Source organism: Pseudomonas sp. TH15 (assembly GCF_016651105.1).
GTDB lineage: Bacteria > Pseudomonadota > Gammaproteobacteria > Pseudomonadales > Pseudomonadaceae > Aquipseudomonas.
The window spans coordinates 3,916,781-3,934,388 of the sequence record NZ_JAEKEL010000001.1 but is presented as its reverse complement, the minus strand read 5'-3'; the positions used below and the strand labels follow the sequence as shown (position 1 = coordinate 3,934,388).

The 17,608-nt window shown below is 61.0% G+C and carries 17 protein-coding genes; 11 read left to right on the top strand and 6 right to left on the bottom strand.

Annotated elements, in window-relative coordinates; translation table 11 throughout:
• Window positions 1-33: 33 nt before the first annotated feature.
• Together JFT87_RS17625 and JFT87_RS17620 are read right to left on the bottom strand one after the other, a co-directional pair.
• On the bottom strand, window positions 34-993 hold the full coding sequence (locus tag JFT87_RS17625; RefSeq protein WP_201203220.1) for a FecR domain-containing protein: 960 nt from the start codon (window positions 991-993) through the stop codon (window positions 34-36).
• On the bottom strand, window positions 990-1,502 hold the full coding sequence (locus tag JFT87_RS17620) for a sigma-70 family RNA polymerase sigma factor (RefSeq protein WP_201203219.1): 513 nt from the start codon (window positions 1,500-1,502) through the stop codon (window positions 990-992). The genes JFT87_RS17625 and JFT87_RS17620 overlap by 4 nt, the downstream gene beginning before the upstream one ends.
• A gap of 301 nt (window positions 1,503-1,803) precedes the next feature.
• Here JFT87_RS17620 and JFT87_RS17615 point away from each other — a divergent pair, with 301 nt between their 5' ends.
• The 4 genes from JFT87_RS17615 (at window position 1,804) to JFT87_RS17600 (ending at window position 6,850) form a co-directional block, all read left to right on the top strand.
• Window positions 1,804-3,522: a hydrogenase maturation protein gene (locus tag JFT87_RS17615; protein WP_201203218.1), complete on the top strand. Its 1,719-nt coding sequence runs from the start codon at window positions 1,804-1,806 to the stop codon at window positions 3,520-3,522.
• A 128-nt stretch (window positions 3,523-3,650) separates the two neighbouring features.
• A complete protein-coding gene (locus tag JFT87_RS17610; RefSeq protein WP_201203217.1) occupies window positions 3,651-4,514 on the top strand; it encodes a LysR family transcriptional regulator in 864 nt (287 codons plus the stop codon).
• A gap of 117 nt (window positions 4,515-4,631) precedes the next feature.
• Window positions 4,632-5,777, top strand: coding sequence for an SRPBCC family protein (locus JFT87_RS17605; RefSeq protein WP_201203216.1), 1,146 nt, complete (start codon window positions 4,632-4,634; stop codon window positions 5,775-5,777).
• Window positions 5,774-6,850, top strand: a complete 1,077-nt coding sequence (locus tag JFT87_RS17600; protein ID WP_201203214.1) for an SMP-30/gluconolactonase/LRE family protein — start codon at window positions 5,774-5,776, stop codon at window positions 6,848-6,850. Before JFT87_RS17605 ends, JFT87_RS17600 begins: the two co-directional genes overlap by 4 nt.
• Window positions 6,851-7,455: 605 nt before the next feature.
• Here the strand turns inward: JFT87_RS17600 and JFT87_RS17595 are convergent.
• Both JFT87_RS17595 and JFT87_RS17590 read right to left on the bottom strand, forming a co-directional pair.
• The gene (locus tag JFT87_RS17595) at window positions 7,456-7,620 is read right to left on the bottom strand and encodes a hypothetical protein (RefSeq protein ID WP_201203212.1); all 165 of its coding nucleotides are present in this window, start codon (window positions 7,618-7,620) and stop codon (window positions 7,456-7,458) included.
• A gap of 109 nt (window positions 7,621-7,729) precedes the next feature.
• Window positions 7,730-7,972, bottom strand: a complete 243-nt coding sequence (locus tag JFT87_RS17590; RefSeq protein ID WP_201205249.1) for a YdcH family protein — start codon at window positions 7,970-7,972, stop codon at window positions 7,730-7,732.
• Between the two features lie 217 nt (window positions 7,973-8,189).
• Between JFT87_RS17590 and JFT87_RS17585 the strand changes: the two genes are divergently transcribed.
• The gene (locus tag JFT87_RS17585; protein WP_201203210.1) at window positions 8,190-8,711 is read left to right on the top strand and encodes a DUF4142 domain-containing protein; all 522 of its coding nucleotides are present in this window, start codon (window positions 8,190-8,192) and stop codon (window positions 8,709-8,711) included.
• A 56-nt stretch (window positions 8,712-8,767) separates the two neighbouring features.
• Here JFT87_RS17585 and JFT87_RS17580 read toward each other — a convergent pair whose 3' ends face one another.
• Window positions 8,768-9,037 carry a hypothetical protein gene (locus tag JFT87_RS17580; protein WP_201203209.1) on the bottom strand — a complete coding sequence of 90 codons (270 nt, stop codon included), beginning with the start codon at window positions 9,035-9,037 and terminating at the stop codon, window positions 8,768-8,770.
• A gap of 253 nt (window positions 9,038-9,290) precedes the next feature.
• Between JFT87_RS17580 and JFT87_RS17575 the strand changes: the two genes are divergently transcribed.
• From JFT87_RS17575 to JFT87_RS17550, 6 genes are read left to right on the top strand one after another with little or no spacing between them, the layout of a single operon-like run.
• A complete protein-coding gene (locus tag JFT87_RS17575) occupies window positions 9,291-10,142 on the top strand; it encodes an STAS domain-containing protein (RefSeq protein WP_201203207.1) in 852 nt (283 codons plus the stop codon).
• A gap of 4 nt (window positions 10,143-10,146) precedes the next feature.
• Window positions 10,147-10,509 (top strand): STAS domain-containing protein, encoded by a 363-nt coding sequence (locus JFT87_RS17570; RefSeq protein ID WP_025112567.1) that lies wholly within the window; start codon window positions 10,147-10,149, stop codon window positions 10,507-10,509.
• A complete protein-coding gene (locus JFT87_RS17565) occupies window positions 10,506-10,910 on the top strand; it encodes an anti-sigma regulatory factor (protein WP_201203206.1) in 405 nt (134 codons plus the stop codon). The genes JFT87_RS17570 and JFT87_RS17565 overlap by 4 nt, the downstream gene beginning before the upstream one ends.
• A complete protein-coding gene (locus JFT87_RS17560) occupies window positions 10,907-11,917 on the top strand; it encodes an ATP-binding protein (RefSeq protein WP_201205247.1) in 1,011 nt (336 codons plus the stop codon). Before JFT87_RS17565 ends, JFT87_RS17560 begins: the two co-directional genes overlap by 4 nt.
• Window positions 11,910-12,785: a sensor histidine kinase gene (locus JFT87_RS17555; protein ID WP_201203205.1), complete on the top strand. Its 876-nt coding sequence runs from the start codon at window positions 11,910-11,912 to the stop codon at window positions 12,783-12,785. The genes JFT87_RS17560 and JFT87_RS17555 overlap by 8 nt, the downstream gene beginning before the upstream one ends.
• A complete protein-coding gene (locus JFT87_RS17550) occupies window positions 12,775-14,718 on the top strand; it encodes a response regulator (RefSeq protein WP_201203204.1) in 1,944 nt (647 codons plus the stop codon). Before JFT87_RS17555 ends, JFT87_RS17550 begins: the two co-directional genes overlap by 11 nt.
• A gap of 219 nt (window positions 14,719-14,937) precedes the next feature.
• Here JFT87_RS17550 and uvrA read toward each other — a convergent pair whose 3' ends face one another.
• Window positions 14,938-17,565 carry an excinuclease ABC subunit UvrA gene (uvrA, locus tag JFT87_RS17545; protein WP_201203203.1) on the bottom strand — a complete coding sequence of 876 codons (2,628 nt, stop codon included), beginning with the start codon at window positions 17,563-17,565 and terminating at the stop codon, window positions 14,938-14,940.
• Window positions 17,566-17,608 lie beyond the last annotated feature (43 nt).

The window sequence follows — 17,608 nt, the reverse complement described above, 5'->3', positions numbered from 1 at the left end:
AGCCTGCGGCAGCGCCTACCGGGGCTTACAGGTTCAGCTCGGGCGAGGTTCGATACTGATCCAGTAGGGGTTGTGCCAAAGAATGCGGATCGGCAACGAATGCTCCAGCAACTGCAAGGTCCGGTCGCTGTCGTCCAGTGGATAGATCCCGCTCAAACGCAACCCGGCGACGTCCGGACTGAGGCGCAGAATCCCGCGTCGATACCCGCGCAGGCTATCGATCACCTCGCTCAACGGCCGGTCGCGGACTTCCAGTCGGCCCTGAGTCCAGGCAATCTCATGCCCCTTGGTACGCTCCAGCGCCAAGATGTTTTGCTCATCAAAAAGCAAACTTTCCCCCGCCTCGACCACTTGCCGCGCTCCGCCGCGTGTCACCACTTCAACCTGCGAATGCAACATCACCAACCGGGTCGAGTCATCGCCACGCTGCACCAGAAACCGGGTGCCCAAGGCGCGCATGCGACCGTGCTCGGTCTCCACCACAAACGGTCGCGCCGGGTCCTTGGCCACGTCCACCAGCAACTCGCCGTCACGCAACTCCAACAAGCGCTGGTTGGCATCAAAGCGGCTGATCACCCGGCTACGGGCATTGAGCGTCAGGGCGCTGCCGTCGTCGAGGGTGAAGTCCCGGCGCTCGCCAGTGCCGGTGTACAACGCCCCCGTCTCGGGCAACAGCCCATAACGCCGCCCGAGCAGCCCGCCCAGCAGCGCCACGCCCAGCACACTCAAGCTGCCGGTGACAAATCGCCGGCGACTGGAAGGTGCATTCAGGCTGTGCAACAGGCTTTGGCTGGGCAAACCGCGCAAGGCATTGCTGCGCAGCACGTTCAACCCGCCGCTCATTTGCTCGATCACCAATCGGTGCCGGGCATCAGCCCCACGCCAGGCCTCAAATGCCTCGCGCTCCTGCGCGCTGACGTCCCCCGATTGCAGCAACGCCATCCACTGCGCCGCTTCATCGACCACCGCCTCGTCCGGCCTCGGCAAGCTCATATCTGCGCCATCGCCTGATAGCAACGCTTGAACGCATCCGCCATGTATTGCTGCACGCGACTGGTGGACACCCCGAGGCGTTCGCCGATTTCGCTGTACGTCAGGCCGTCGAGTTGATGGTAAAGAAACGCGGATTTGGCCTTGGCCGACAACCCATTGAGCAAGCGATCCACCGCCAGCAATGCCTCGATCACCAACACACGTTCCTCAGGCGACGGATGCACCAGCGCCGGCGCGAGGGCCAGGCTTTCGAGGTAGGCGCGCTCCAGATCTTGCCGACGCCAGCCTTCATACACCAGGCGCCGGGCGATGGTGGTCAGCAGTGCCCGAGGCTCGCGAATGGCCAGCGGGTCGGGCAACGCCAACACCCGCAAAAACGTTTCCGAGGCAATGTCCTGGGCGCTGTGATAGCAACCGAGCGTGCGACTGACGGAGGTGCACAGCCACTGGTAGTCCTTTTGGAACATTTGCCCGATCAACGGGTAATGAGGGTTCTGATGTCCACCCATGCCTTGCTCCCTCATGAAACGGGTCCGACCCGCTTCGAAAATCACTGGTTCTGCCGGGATCGTCCGGCTCTGGATTAGGGGAGCGACTGTGCAACAGCGTTTGATACATTTGAAGTAATAAAAAAACATCACAAGCAAACTTTTAAGAATAAAGCGCTTCGTCGCCGCATAAACATTGGCTGACAGAACCTTGACCCGGATCACTGCCTCACGCTGAGCAGTGATTAATCTCCCTCTCCATCGAAAGCCAGGGACGGCTCATTGGGAGCCGCGGCTGACCATTCTCAAGGAAGAGGCAATCATGCGTTCACTGAAGATCATTGTGCTGGCATCGGCATTCAACGGCCTGACCCAGCGGGCCTGGCTGGAGTTGCGTCAGGCCGGTCATTCGCCCAGCGTGGTGCTGTTTACCGACGAAGACGCGGTGTGCGAACAGATTGAACACTCCGGCGCGGATCTGGTGATCTGCCCGTTCCTCAAGGACCGGGTGCCGCAACAGCTGTGGAGCAACCTTAAGCGCCCGGTGGTGATCATCCATCCGGGGATTGTCGGTGATCGCGGCGCCAGTGCCCTGGACTGGGCGATCACCCATGAGCTGGAACGCTGGGGCGTCACCGCGCTGCAAGCCGTTGAAGAAATGGACGCCGGGCCGGTCTGGGCCACGTGCGAATTCAACCTGCCCCAGGGCCTGCGCAAATCCGAGCTGTACAACGGACGGGTCAGCGATGCGGCGATCCTGTGCATCCGCGAAGTCGTGGAAAAATTCATCGCAGGATTCGTACCGGTGCCGCTGGATGACACCCGACACCCAGTGCGGGGTCGCTTGCAGCCGAACATGAAACAAGCCGACCGAACCTTTAGCTGGCACGACTGCTCGCGCTTTATCAAACGCAGCATCGACGCTGCGGACGGTCAACCGGGGGTGCTGGCCAGCCTAGCCGGCGGTCAGTACTACCTGTATGACGCCCATCTGGATGCGCGCAGCGGGACGCCGGGGGAAATTCTCTCGGTGCATGACGACGCGGTGCTGGTGGCGACTGGTGATGCCAGCCTGTGGATTGGCTCGCTGCGCCGCAAGCCGCTGCCTGGCGAAGAAACCTTCAAGCGCCCGGCCCGGCATGTGCTCGCGCAGCAACTGCGGGAAGTGCCGACCCTCGACTGGTCGATTGCGTCCAACCCTTTCAACATCGAAGCCTATCAACCGATCAGTTATCGAGAATCCGGGCAGGTCGGCGAGCTGACCTTCGAGTTCTACAACGGCGCCATGAGCACCGAACAGTGCCAGCGGTTGGTGGAGGCGCTGCGCTGGGCCAAGGCTCGGGACACGCGGGTGTTGCTGATCAAGGGTGGCCGCGGCAGTTTTTCCAATGGCGTGCACTTGAATGTGATTCAGGCCGCCGAGGTGCCGGGGCTGGAGGCCTGGGCGAATATTCAGGCCATCGATGACGTCTGTCAGGAACTGCTCACGGCCCGGCAACTGGTGATCAGCGGCCTGACCGGCAGTGCCGGGGCCGGTGGTGTGATGCTGGGGTTGGCCGCCGACATTGTGTTCGCCCGCGCTGAAATCGTGCTCAACCCGCACTACAAAACCATGGGTTTGTACGGCTCCGAATACTGGACCTACAGCCTGCCCCGCGCCGTCGGCCAGGCCATGGCGGAAAAAATCACCGAAGAATGCCTGCCAGTGAGCGCGACCCAGGCGTTGCAAATGGGCATGGTCCAGGAAATCGGCCCGCGGTGTCCGGACGAGTTCGGTCTGTGGTTGTTGCAACGGGCCAATGGGGCGTTGAGTGATCCGGCGTATGCCGCCGTGCGTGAACGCAAATCGCGGGTTGATCACGCGCTGATCCAGCAATGCCGCGAAACCGAGCTGCAAGAGATGCAGGAAGACATGCTCCACAACCGACATCAGTTCGCCGAGAAGTGCAGCCACTTCGTCTACAAACGCAAGGTTTGTGGCACTCCGGCGCGATTGATCGAGGATTGGACACGGGTACAGGAAATCGAACTGACTGACTGATCTTCGGCGTTTACGATGCCCCTATCGCGAGCAGGCTCACGCCTACAAGGTATTCCTGCTCGCGATGAACGATGACGCGGTATCCGGCGGGCACTTACAATGCGCTCACCTCCCACACCGGCCACCCCATGGACATCGACCTCGCCCGCACCTTCCTGGAAATCGTCCGCCACGGCAGCCTCGCCGCCGCCGCGGAAAAACTCCACGTGACCCAAACCGCGATCACCGCCCGGGTGCAGAAGCTCGAAAGCCAATTGGGCAGCACGCTGTTCGTGCGCAACCGCGCCGGCGCGCGTCTGACCCCGAACGGCGAGGCCTTCGTGGTCTACGCCAATCAACTGGTGCAGACCTGGGAAGCCGCCCGTCGCGACCTGCCGCTGCCCGAAGGCTACCGCGACGTGCTGCACATCGGTGGCGAAGTCAGTTTGTGCAATCCGCTGATGCTCAGTTGGGCCGCCGAGTTGCGGGAGAAGATCCCCAGCCACGCCCTGCGCATGGACATCCGCGACGGCGAACACCTGCTGCGTCAACTGGAACTGGGCGTGCTCGACGCGGCGCTGGTCTACCAGCCCGAATACTGGCCGCGCCTGCAAGTGGAGCAGGTGCTGGAAGAAAAACTGATCCTCGTGCGTTTGGCCGGCAAACCCGATCCGTACGTATACATCGACTGGGGCCCGGACTTCCGTCGTCAACACGACGCCGCCCTGCCGGAAAAGGCCAAGGCTGCGTTGAGCTTCAACCTCGGACCGCTGGCCTTGCAGTACCTGCTGGAGCATGGCGGCAGCGGTTATTTCCGTACTCGCGTGGTCAAGAGTTACCTGGAAAGCGGTGTGCTGGAGGCCGTGGCCAAGGCTCCGGAGTTCAGTTACCCGACCTACCTGGTTTACTCCCGGGACCGCGATTCGGCGACCCTGCAACAGGCCTTCGACCTGCTGCGCGAAGTGATCAAGATCGACGATGACTGGTCCCAGCGCTGGAACCCGTTGGGCTGAGCACATCGAGAGGCCGCTTTTGCACCGGAGCATGGCGTTTGTGTCCTCAAGGTTGGACCGGCCTGCCCGGCCGGATCGGCTAATCTGCTGTGATAACAACCATCACAGGTGATTGCAGTGAGGCAAACCACCCAGGCATTCCGCTCCCGATACCGTGCCGACATTCATCGACTCTATAACCCGTGGCTGCACGGGGCTTTTGTGCTGTTGTTCGGCATCCTGGCCATCGGCGGGTTCTGGCGCACCGTGCAGCAGGTCCAGCCGCTGGAATGGCTGGCGGTGCCGCTGACGCTGTTGTTTTTCAACTTCGGCGTGTACGTGGTGCACCGTCACCTCGGGCACCACAAGAAAAGCTTCGCCCGGATGTTCTACGCCCGGCACGCCGGCGATCACCACAGCTTTTTCGCTCCCGGCCACATGACCTATGACAGCGCGCGGGACTGGCGGGTGATTCTGTTTCCGGCCTGGCTGATCGTAGTGCACACGGTGGTCATCACCCTGCCCGTCTGGTGGCTGATTTCACGGTTCAATACCAACGTCGCCGGGCTGTTCGGTGGCTGCATGGTCCTGGGTTACCTCACCTATGAAGTGTTTCACGCCTGCGAGCATTTGCCGCCGCGCAACCCCGTTACGCGGCTGCCGTGGATTCGCCAGATGCGCCACCTGCACGAGTTGCATCACCGCCGCGAGCTGATGCAGGAGCGCAACTTCAATATCGTTTTCCCACTGATGGACCACTTGTTCGGCACCCTGTACTGGGAACCGGAGCACGCCAACCCGCACCCGACGAGAACGCCCATGACCCGCATGCAGCACCACATCGACATCCCTGGCGAGCCGATTGCCGTGCTCGCCTACGCCGCCAGTGTCAGCCGCTGGCCGGAATGGCACCCGTCCTCACTGAAGATCGACGGCGCGCAAGGTCCACTGCATGCCGGCTCACGCTTCGAAGAAGAGATTCATGCCGGCGGTCGTCAGGGACACTTGCGCTGGGAGGTCACCGAATACTTGCCAGGCCGGCGCTGGTGCGCGCGGGCACAAGGCGACCATGGCCTGTCGCTGCTGCTGACGTATGAATGCTCGGGCGACACGCTCGGCACGCGATTTGTCCGCACCCTCGACTATCACTTCGAGGGCTTGGGCATGCGCATTGCCAATCAGTTATTGCTCAAGCGACGGATTGATCGCGAATCGGCCGCTTCAATGCTGGCGCTGCGCGACAGGGCAGCGCAATCCATTGCATCAGCGAGTGCCAGCGCATGAAGCTGCGGCGTCTGTTGCTGCTGCTGATCATCCTCGTCATCGCTTTTTTACTGCTGATGCCCACCAGGGTCGAGCCGGTGGCCTGGAAACCGCAGGCAGCACCATCGCTTGAGAGCGGCACCTACGCCGAGAACCAGAAGCTCAAAGGCGCGGTACGGGTCGGCCCGAACGACATCGAAGGCCCGGAGGCGCTGCTGCTGGAAGGCGACTTTCTGATCACCGGGCTGCATGACGGTCGACTGCTGCGCACCAGCCTCGACGGCAAGGAACGCCAGGTACTTGCCGACACGGGCGGACGGCCGCTGGGCTTGGCCCGTCACCCGAACGGTTTGCTGGTGATCGCCGACGGAGTCAAGGGTTTGCTCTCACTCGACGCGCAAGGACGCCTGATCCCTCTGACCAATGCAGCCAATGGCCTGGCCTTCGGTTTCACCGATGACGTGGCCATCGACGAATCCGGGCATTACGCTTATTTCAGCGACGCCACCAGTCGCTGGGGTTACGGCCACGACGGCGAGGCGATTATCGAACACGGCGGCGACGGGCGTTTGCTGCGCTATGACTTCCAGACCGGCAAGACCAGCGTATTGCTCGACAAACTGGAGTTCGCCAATGGTGTGACTCTGGGCCCGGACGACGCTTATGTACTGGTCAACGAAACCGGCGCCTACCGCATCAGTCGTTATTGGCTGACCGGCCCCAAGGCTGGCACCCATGACCTGTTTATAGACAACCTGCCGGGGCTGCCGGACAACCTCGCGTTCAATGGCAGCAACCGGGTCTGGGTCGCGCTGTACGCGCCGCGCAATGCGTTACTCGATGGCACGGCGGGATACCCGTTCGTGCGCAAGATGATCGCCCGGGCGCTGACTGTGCTGCCGAAACCGGTGGAGAAGCGCGGTTTTGTGCTGGGGCTGGATCTGGACGGCAAGGTGATAGCGAACTTGCAGGATGCCGGCAGCGGCAATTATTCGCCGATTACTACGGTGCGCGAGTATGGGCAGTGGTTGTATTTGGGGTCGTTGAAAGCGACGCACATGGCGCGACTGCCATTGGAGGCGGCGCTGAAGTGAACTAGTTGGATTTGTGCTGAATTGACTGGCGCCTTCGCGGGCAAGCCTTGCTCCTACACTGGGGATTTGTGTTGAATTGACTGACGGCTTCGCGGGCAAGCCTTGCTCCTACAGTGGGGATTTGTGTTGAATTGACTGGCGCCTTCGCGGGCAAGCCTTGCTCCTACAGTGGGGATTTGTGTTGAATTGACTGGCGCCTTCGCGGGCAAGCCTTGCTCCTACAGTGGGGATTTGTGCTGAATTGACTGGCGTCTTCGAGGGCAAGCCTTGCTCCTACAGTGGGGATTTGTGTTGAATTGACTGGCGCCTTCGCGGGCAAGCCTTGCTCCTACAGTGGGGATTTGTGTTGAATTGACTGGCGCCTTCGCGGGCAAGCCTTGCTCCTACAGTGGGGATTTGTGTTGAATCGACTGGCGCCTTCGCGGGCAAGCCTTGCTCCTACAGTGGGGATTTGTGCTGAATTGACTGGCGCCTTCGCGGGCAAGCCTTGCTCCTACAGTGGGGATTTGTGCTGAATTGACTGGCGCCTTCGCGGGCAAGCCTTGCTCCCTACAGGGGAAATGCGATCCCTTGTAGGAGCTGAGCTTGCTCGCGAAAGCGGTCTGTCAGTTGCTGGACTTGTCGAATTTTTCCGGATCTTCGTCTTCCGGCAAATCCTCATCCGGCTCATCAGGATGGGCCGTGGTGTGCGCCGGGCTATTGGGTTCAGGATGCGTCGGAACCGGGTCAAAAGCGCCCTGCTCTTCACTGGGGAATTTGGGATCGTTCATAAGGCACCTCGCAAAAAGTCAGTGATTGCAGACTCTGAACATTGGAGGTGCCAGTGGTTGACGTCGTTCCAGTCAATTCACCACCGAGCGTCGATGGTGCGACTGGCGGTCAGGATCGGGCCTGGAGTTGTTTGACGATCTTGTCCTTGACCAGCAAGCGCCGCTCCTTGAGCTTCTTTAGTGCGTCATCACTGGGCGCGTCTGATTGGGCGGTTTCAGCCTTGACCACCTCGGCATCCGCTTGCGAATACTTGTTGATCAGTGAATCCAGTAACGGATCCTTGGTGCGTTTTTGCTGGATATCTTCCTTTGAAAAACTCAGGTCCTGATAAAGGTCGTGTGGCACCGGCATGGAACACCTCCGTTTGTTGATCGGTAGCAAACGCGATCGATTGCGTTCACCAGCCATCAGAATGGCCTCGGTTACCCGGTTCTGTCGACCACCTGTCAGACCAGCGGTGCCCGTTCGTCGTCCTGATGTATTTGCAATCAAACCTTTGGTCATGCGCCGGCCTCCACTGTTTAACGATCACTCGATCGCCCAAGAACACCTGTGTGGAGAATAACCAATGGACGGATTCACCCTGCGCCACCTCGCCCTGGCCGTTGCCTTGAGCAGCAGCATGGGCGCCGCTTTTGCTGCCACTTCCAACAGCTTTGTCGATAACGCCGCGGCGGGCGGCATCGCCGAAGTCGAAACCAGCAAACTGGCCCTGGAAAAAAGCTCATCGGCGGACGTCAAAACGTTCGCCAACATGATGATCAACGACCACTCCAAGGCCAACGATGAACTGGCGGCCCTGGCGAAAAAACATGACATCAAGGTGCCGGACAGCACAACGCTGGTGAAGCAGGCGAAAGAGAAGATCCTCAACATGCGCGATGAGTCGTTCGACGCGGCCTATGCCAACAATCAGGTGAAGGCACACGAAGAAACCATCGCGTTGTTCAAGAAAGAAGCCGACACCGTGACCGACGATAAAACCCCGGGCGGCACCGAACTCAAAGGCTTTGCCCAGCAAATGCTGCCGGCGCTGGAAAAGCACCTGGACGCGGCAAAAGCCCTGCAAGCCAAACATCCAAGCAAATAACCGCCGTAAAAATCAGGCCGCATCCCGTGGATGCGGCCTGTTCATGTCTGAAACGATTAACCGCCGTCAGTATCGATATCGGCATCCGTTTCCTCACCCGGCTTCGCACGATCTGGCTGCGGTTCGAAGCCCGGACTGAATTCATTATCGTTGTCCGTATTTTTGCTCTTCTGATCCACTGCAGGATCGGCACTTTGTGCCTGATCGCCCTCGCCTTGTTGCTGCGTGGGTGCGGGTTGCCCAGGGACTTGTGGGTCGATCGCCGGGTCATTACGATTGATCGGTTGCCCGGGTTGATTCTGTTGCTGCGTCGATTGCTCGTTCATAGCCACCTCATTCATCGAAGCCAGCCCGACGTAAACCCGCCGGGCCTTGAAGATTCGAAGCCTGCGGGTGGGCAATCGTTCAAAAGATCGCTGCAAACGGCCACGCCGACTAGAGTTACCGGGAAGTTCTTTGCGCCAAATCAAAAATATCCGCGTCGGAACGAACAACTATTTCAAACGGCAAATGTCACTGACAGCGCGCCGATCATTTTTTCTGAAATCGGCCCCCATTTCGCTACGGAGCAACAGGCACATGGCAGCACTGCAGAACAGCACACTCGATGCGATGAAGAACAAACAAAACCAACTGCTGGGCGAATGGATCAATGGCCTGGAAGCCAGCGGCGCCACCCGCAACCTGAAAGACCACGATGTGCGGCAGCAGACTGGCGAGTTCCTGCAACTGGTGGTCAGCGGTCTGGAGAATGACAACGGCAACAACATCAACGCACCGGGCTGGGAAAGCACCCGCCAGTTTCTTGAAAAACTCTCCCACAGCCGCGCCATGCTGGGTCAGGATTCGCAGCAGACCGCCAGCTTCATCTTCGCCCTTAAAGGCCCGCTGTTCGCCTTGCTCCAGGCGCATTACCACGACCAACCGGCGCTGCTCGCCGAACAGCTCTGGGAAATCTCCGAACTGCTCGACGCCCTCGGCCTGCACACCATCCGTACCTTCCAGAAATCCCGCGAAGCGGTGATCAAGCGTCAACAGGAAGAGCTGCTGGAACTGTCGACACCAGTGGTCAAGCTGTGGGACGGCGTTCTGGCGCTGCCGATGATCGGTACGCTGGACTCGCAACGCACCCAAGTGGTGATGGAATCGCTGCTGCAACGCATCGTCGACACCGGTTCGGAAATTGCCATTATCGACATCACTGGCGTGCCCACCGTTGACACCCTCGTCGCCCAGCACCTGCTGAAAACCGTCACGGCCATCCGCCTGATGGGCGCCGATTGCATCATCAGCGGCGTGCGCCCGCAGATCGCACAAACCATCGTCCACCTCGGGCTTGACCTGCAAGGCGTGGTGACCAAGGCCAATCTGGCCGACGCGCTGAAACTCGCGCTGACACGCCTGGGCATCAGCCTCGGCAAAGCGGTCTGAGCCGATGGAACGTATCCCGATTCTGCAAATGGGCGACTTTCTGCTGGTGACCATTCAGGTCGACATGCATGATCAGCTCGCCCTGACCCTTCAGGATGATTTGTCCGAGCGCATCAGCAAAACCTCGGCGCGCGGGGTCTTGATCGACATCTCGGCGCTGGACATGGTCGACTCGTTCATCGGCCGGATGATCGGCACGATTTCCGGTCTGTCGAAAATCATGGATGCCGAAACCATGCTGGTCGGCATGCAACCGGCCGTGGCGATCACGCTGGTCGAGCTGGGCCTGACGTTGCCGGGCGTCAGCACGGCATTGAACGTCGAGCGCGGCATGAAACTGCTGCAGGAACGAGTACGCCAGCAATGAGCGTGCGCAGCAGCGGTACTCAAGCGATCAACATCGAACAGGACGTGGTGCTGGCGCGTCAGACCGCGCGCAAACTGTGTACCGAGTGCGGCATGCGTCTGATCGATCTGACCAAACTGGTGACCGCCGTCAGCGAGCTGGCGCGCAACACCATGGTTTACGGCGGTGGCGGTGACATGGACTGGCAGATCCTCGATGAAAACGGCCGGGTCGGGCTGCGCCTGACCTTCCGTGATGAAGGCCCCGGCATACCTGACATCAAACTGGCGATGACCGACGGTTGGACCTCCGGCAGTGGTATGGGCCTTGGCCTGACCGGCGCGAAACGGCTGGTCGACGAGTTCGAACTGGAAACCGAACCCGGCAAAGGCACTCGCATAACGATTACCCGATGGACATGAATATCAGCGGGTCATTGACCCAAGTACTGCTGATCGAAGACAGCAGCCAGATCGGCTATGCCCGACGCACCGCGCAACGCCTCGCCGAACAACATGGTTTTGGTGAAAGTGACGCCGGCCGCGTGGCATTGGTGGCCACGGAACTGGCGAGCAACGTGCTCAAGCATGCTGGCCGTGGCGAACTGCACCTGCGCCTGTTGCCGCGTCAGGGTGATGCCGGCATCGAGTTGCTGGCGGTCGATCGTGCGCAAGGTTTTGACCTTGATGCGTGCCTGACCGACGGTTTTTCCACCGGCGGCACGCAGGGCATCGGCCTCGGCGCCGTGGCACGCCAGGCCAACATCTTTGATGTGTATGCCGACCACCGCGGCGCCGTGCTGCTCGCCCGTCTGTATCCGCGCAACGACCGTCAGCCGGACCTGCCCTACGGCGTCAGTCAGCATTCACTGCACAACGATCCGGCCTGCGGTGACGTCTGGCATCTGGCCTACCATCGCGGCGACATCTGCGCGCTGATCATCGACGGGCTCGGACACGGTGAAGAAGCCGAGCGCGCTGCCCGGGCCGGCGAGCGCGCCTTTGCCGAGGCGCCGTTCAGCGCACCGGTGACACTGATGGAAGACATGCACCGCGATATGATCGGCAGTCGGGGCGGCGCCGTGGCGTTTGCGCAGTTTCACGTCGATCGCGCCAGCCTGACGTTTGCCGGTGTCGGCAACATCGGCGCCAGCCTGATCGCTGCCGACAAGTCCCGTGGTCTGGCCTCACATCCAGGGATCGTTGGCGGTCAATACCGAAAAGCCCAGCCCTTTGACTATGCTCACGTGAACGGACATCTATTGATCATGTACAGCGACGGCTTGCAGTCCCGTTGGAACCTTCAAGACTACCCCGGCCTGGTGCACCGCCATCCCGCCGTGATAGCCAGCGTCCTGCACCGCGATTTCTCGCGCGGACGCGACGATGTAACGGTGCTGGTCGTTGCCCTGGAGGCCGCCCATGGCTGAGTCGCCCATCTTGAGCAATGCCGAACAGGCTGCGCTCATCGCGCAGTTGCAGAGCGAATCCGCCGCCCTGCGCGAAGAACTCGACGAGACCAATCAGGGCGTGCTGGCCTTGTACGCCGAACTCGACACCCAGGCAGAGGAATTGCGCCAGGCTTCCGATTTGAAAAGCCGCTTCCTCTCCTACATGAGCCATGAGTTCCGCACGCCGCTGGGGTCGATCCTGAGCATCAACAGCCTGCTTGCCGATGAACTCGACGGCCCGCTCAGCCCCGAGCAGCACAAGCAGGTGGCATTCGTCAGCACTGCCGCTCGCGAGCTGAGCGACATGGTCGATGACTTGCTCGATCTGGCGAAAATCGAGGCCGGACGCATCAGCATTTCCCCGGCATGGTTCGACATGTTCGACCTGTTCTCCGCCCTGCGCGGGATGTTCCGGCCGATCGTCGATGCGACGGCGGTCGATCTGATCTTCGAAGAACCGAACGGCCTGCCGCGCCTGTACACCGATGACAAAAAACTCGCACAGATCCTGCGCAACTTCATTTCCAACTCGCTGAAGTTCACCACCCGTGGCGAAGTGCGGGTTTCGGCGCGACTGGAAGGCGCCGACAAAGTGCGCTTTGCCGTCAGCGACACCGGAATCGGTATCGCTCCCGAGCTACATGGCGCATTGTTCGAAGACTTTTCCCAGGTCGACTCACCCTTGCAGAAACGCCTGCGTGGCACCGGCCTGGGTCTGTCGCTGTGTAAGCGTTTCGCAGCCCTGTTGGGCGGTGAGGTCGGGGTGGAAAGCGCGCCGGGGGTCGGTTCGACCTTTTTCGTGATCATTCCGCTGGCGATCGCTCTGGAGAACGTCGATGAAACGTGACATCCGCCTGTTGATCGTCGATGACAACGTCGCCACTCGCTACGCCCTGCGCCGGCGGCTGGAGCGTCACGGCTATGAAGTGCTGGAGGCTGGCACCGGCACTGAAGGGCTGGCGCTGATCGAAAGTGAGCCGCTGGATGCGCTTATCCTCGACGTCAACCTGCCGGACATGAGCGGGTTCGACATCGTGCGTATTCTGCGCGCCGACACGCGCACGGCGTTGCTGCCGGTGATCCATGTGTCTGCCGCGTCGATCCAGACCGGCGACATCATCACTGGCCTGGACGCGGGCGCCGATGCCTATCTGATTCATCCGGTTGATCCGGACGTGCTGCTGGCGACACTGCGCACGTTGTTGCGCGTACGCGACACGGAAAACGCGTTGCGCGAGAGCGAGGCGCGCTTTCGCGAGATTTTCGTCAACGTTTCGGCACCTATCGCGGTGCTCGATGCGAATCTGAAGGTGCATGAGTGCAACCACGCTTTTGCCCAGCTGATTCTTGATAATCGCAACCCGCAAACCCTGAATGAATGCTTTGCCGACGATCAAAGCGCAATCCTCAATGAGCTGCGCCTGCGACTGGTCGACGGCGAGCGCTGGAAAGGCACGCTGAACATGCGTGTCCAAGGGGAGATTCGCGAAACCGAGTGGCAGATTTCACCGTATCGCACGCCAGAGCTGAGCCTGGTGTTCGTCGAGGACGTTACCGAACACCGTCACCGCGAACGCTCGCACCTGGCGCGGCTGGACGACACCACCACGCAACTGGCCAAGGAAGTCGCCGAGCGCGTGCGGGCCGAGGCGCAGCTGCTGCAAGTGCAGAAAATGGATGCGCTGGGCAAACTCACCGGCGGCATCGCTCACGACTTCAACAATCTGCTGACGGGCATCATCACCAGCCTGGAGTTGATCCAGAAACGGATCGCCGACGCGCGTCTGGATAAAGTGCAGTTTTACACCGAAGCCGCGCTGAACTCGGCCATGAGTGCCGCGTCGCTTACCCACCGGCTGTTGGCCTTTGCCCGTCAGCAACCGCTGGACACGCGGCCGGTGGACATTAACGAGCAGGTGCGTTCGCTGGAGGAATTGCTGGTACGAACCATCGGTGAGCGGATCAACCTCAAGCTTGAGTTGACCAACAAACCGGCGATCGCTCTGGTTGACCCGGTGCAACTGGAAAGCGCGGTGCTGAACCTGGTGATCAACGCCCGTGATGCCTTGCCCACGGGTGGCAACATCTGGGTCAACACCTACGCCGCTTACTCGCACGGAGATCCGAACCTGGCCGATGGTGCGTATGTCGCATTGTCGGTGCGCGATGACGGTACCGGGATCGAGCACAACGTGATCGATAAGGTGTTCGATCCGTTTTTCACCACCAAACCCCTGGGTCAGGGCACCGGATTGGGGCTGTCGACAATCTATGGTTTCGCCCGGCAATCGGGTGGCGATGCACACATTCGCAGCGTGGCTCGGCGCGGCACGGAAGTGACGATCATGTTGCCGGCCACCAGCGATCCGACGGGGGCGGATGTCCCTGCACCCGTCGTCAATCCCCAAGGCACCGGCGAACACGTGCTGATTGTCGAGGACATGCCGTCGGTGCGGATGTTTGTCACGGAAGTGCTGGAGGACGCTGGCTACCACTGTACCCAGGCGGCGGATATCGAAACGGCGCTGGAGCGATTGCAGAATGATCCGTCGATCAACCTGCTGCTGACCGATGTGGGTTTGCCGCGCATGAGCGGGCGTGAGTTGGCGGACGTTGCGCGGGGTTGGCGTGAGGCTCTGCCGATTCTGTTCATGACCGGCTATGCGGAAACGGCGATCAATCGTCAGGTATTTCTCGGCAGCGGCATGGACATGCTGGTCAAGCCGTTTCAAATCAGCGAACTGCTCGACAAGGTCCGCCGTACCCTCGACGGTAGTTAGAAGCAAAAAGATCGCAGCCTGCGGCAGCTCCTACGGTTCGGTTTCAACGCAAATCACTGTAGGAGCTGAGCTTGCTCGCGAAGGCGTCGTGTCAGTCCACGCAAATATCGACTGATACAGCGCTTCGCGAGCAAACTCAGCGCCTGCATGAGTCTTGTGTACGCCGCAAAACCTGTCGGAGTTAGCCTGCTGGCGCTGAGGCCAGCTCGGCCATCAACCCTATCGGCTCAATGCACGAGCCAAAAACGGCGCCGTGCGGCTTTTCTTGTTTTTGGCGACGGTCTGCGGTGTGCCGGCCACCACGATCTTGCCGCCCTGATCCCCCGCTCCCGGCCCGATGTCGATCACCCAGTCACTCTGGGCGACCACGCGCATTTCATGCTCGACCACGATCACCGTGTGTCCTGCCTTCACCAGCGTATCGAGTTGTTCCAGCAATCGATCAACGTCCCGTGGGTGCAAACCGGTAGTCGGTTCGTCGAGCACGTACAGGGTCGCGCCGCGCTGGCTGCGTTGCAGCTCGGTGGCCAGTTTGATCCGCTGGGCTTCGCCGCCGGACAATTCGGTCGCCGGCTGACCAAGTCGCAGATAACCGAGACCGATATCCCGCAGCACTTCCAGCGAACGGCGAATGCCCGGTTGCTCGGCAAACACCATCACCGCCTCATCCACCGTCAGCTGCAACACCTGGGCGATACTCAGCCCTTGCCAGGTGATTGCCAGGGTCTGCGGGTTGTAGCGGGCACCGTGGCAGGTTGGGCATGGTGCATAGACGCTGGGCATAAACAGCAACTCGACACTGACGAACCCTTCGCCTTCGCACGTCGGGCAACGACCCTTGGCGACGTTGAAGGAAAACTGCCCGGCGTCATAGCCCTCAGCCTGCGCCTCAGGCGTGGCGGCGAACAGTTTGCGCACGTTGTCGAACAGTCCGGTGTAGGTCGCCAGGTTCGAGCGCGGCGTGCGGCCAATCGGTTTCTGGTCGACTTGCACCAGACGCTTGATCGACTCCAGCCCCGCCGTGACCTGACCACCGCTGACTTGTGGGGCGTCGTCCTCGAGACTCAGTTCTTCTGGCTCGCTGGCGGCTCGTCCCAGATGCGCGCCCACCAGTTCGAGCAGCGCCTGGCTAACCAGGCTCGACTTGCCGGAACCCGAGACGCCAGTCACTGAAGTGAAGCAACCCAAGGGGAACTCGACACTGAGGTTGTTCAGGTTATTGCGGGTGATGCCTTCCAGTCGCAGCCAGTCCTTAGCCTTGCGAACAGCGCGCGGTGCCGTGACCTGTTCGGCGAACAGGTAAGCGCGGGTCTGGGAATCGCTGACGTGTTCCAGCCCTGAAGGATGCCCGCTGTAGAGGATGCGCCCGCCATGCTCGCCCGCCGCCGGCCCGACGTCGATCAGCCAGTCGGCGCGGCGCATGGTTTCCAGGTCATGTTCGACCACAAACAGCGTGTTGCCCGCTGCTTTCAAGCGTTGCAGGGCTTCGAACAGCGCTTCGCCATCCGCCGGGTGCAGGCCGGCGGACGGCTCATCAAGGACGTAGATCACGCCGAACAGTTGCGAACCCAACTGCGTCGCCAGGCGCAAACGTTGCAGTTCGCCGGACGACAGGGTGGGCGTGCTGCGTTCCAGCGCCAGGTAACCGAGGCCCAGATCGGTCAGGGTGCTAACCCGCTCCAGCAAGTCCTGGGCAATGCGCTGCGCCGCCAGGCGTTTCTCCACCGACAGGTTTGGCGTGTGGCGCACGTCCGGGGCGTTGGCGTGGCCACTGGCGCCGTGGGCGACTCGCTGCTCACGGGCCTCGCGGGTCTGGCTGTGAGTCAACACTTCGCCCGGCTCATCGGCCTGTTCCAGATAAGTCTGCGCTGCCACCGGCTTCAGCACCTCGGCCACTTGCAGCAACGGCATTTGCGACAGCTCGCCGATGTCGTACCCGGCAAAGGTCACCGACAACGCTTCACGCTTGAGCCGTTTGCCGTCGCACAACGGGCACGGGCTGCCGAGCATGAATTGCGAAACGCGCTTCTTCATCAACGCGCTTTGGGAATGGCTGAAGGTGTGCAGGATGTAGCGCCGGGCGCCAGTGAAGGTGCCTTGGTAACTCGGTTCCATTTTGCGCTGGAGGGCGACTTTGGTTTCTTCCGGAGTCAGCCCGGCGTACACCGGCACGGTGGGGGCTTCTTCGGTGAAGAGAATCCAGTCGCGCTGTTTTTTCGGCAGTTTGCGCCAGGGAATGTCGACGTCGATGCCCATCGTTACCAGAATGTCCCGAAGGTTCTGCCCCTGCCAAGCCAGCGGCCAAGAGGCAATCGCCCGCTGGCGGATGGTCAGGCTCGGGTCCGGGACCATCAGCGCTTCGGTCACTTCATAAACCCGGCCCAGGCCGTGGCACTCGGGGCAGGCGCCTTGGGGCGTGTTTGGCGAAAAGTCCTCGGCGTAGAGCATCGGCTGCCCCGGCGAATAACTGCCAGCGCGGGAATAGAGCATGCGGATCAAGCTCGACAACGTCGTCACACTGCCCACCGAAGACCGAGTGCTCGGCGTGCCCCGCTGTTGTTGCAGGGCCACGGCCGGCGGCAAGCCTTCGATGGAATCGACGTCCGGCACCCCGACTTGATCGATCAGGCGTCGGGCATAAGGCGCCACGGATTCGAAATAGCGTCGTTGCGCTTCGGCGTACAGGGTCGAAAACGCCAGGGACGATTTGCCCGAACCGGAGACGCCGGTGAACACCACCAAGGCATCGCGGGGAATGTCGACATCGACGTTCTTGAGGTTGTGCTCGCGGGCACCACGCACCCGAACCATGCTGGTGGGAAGGGTTGAAGTGCGCTTTGAAGTCATGAAGTCGCCTTAATTAAACAACTGAATAAACACCGATCCATGT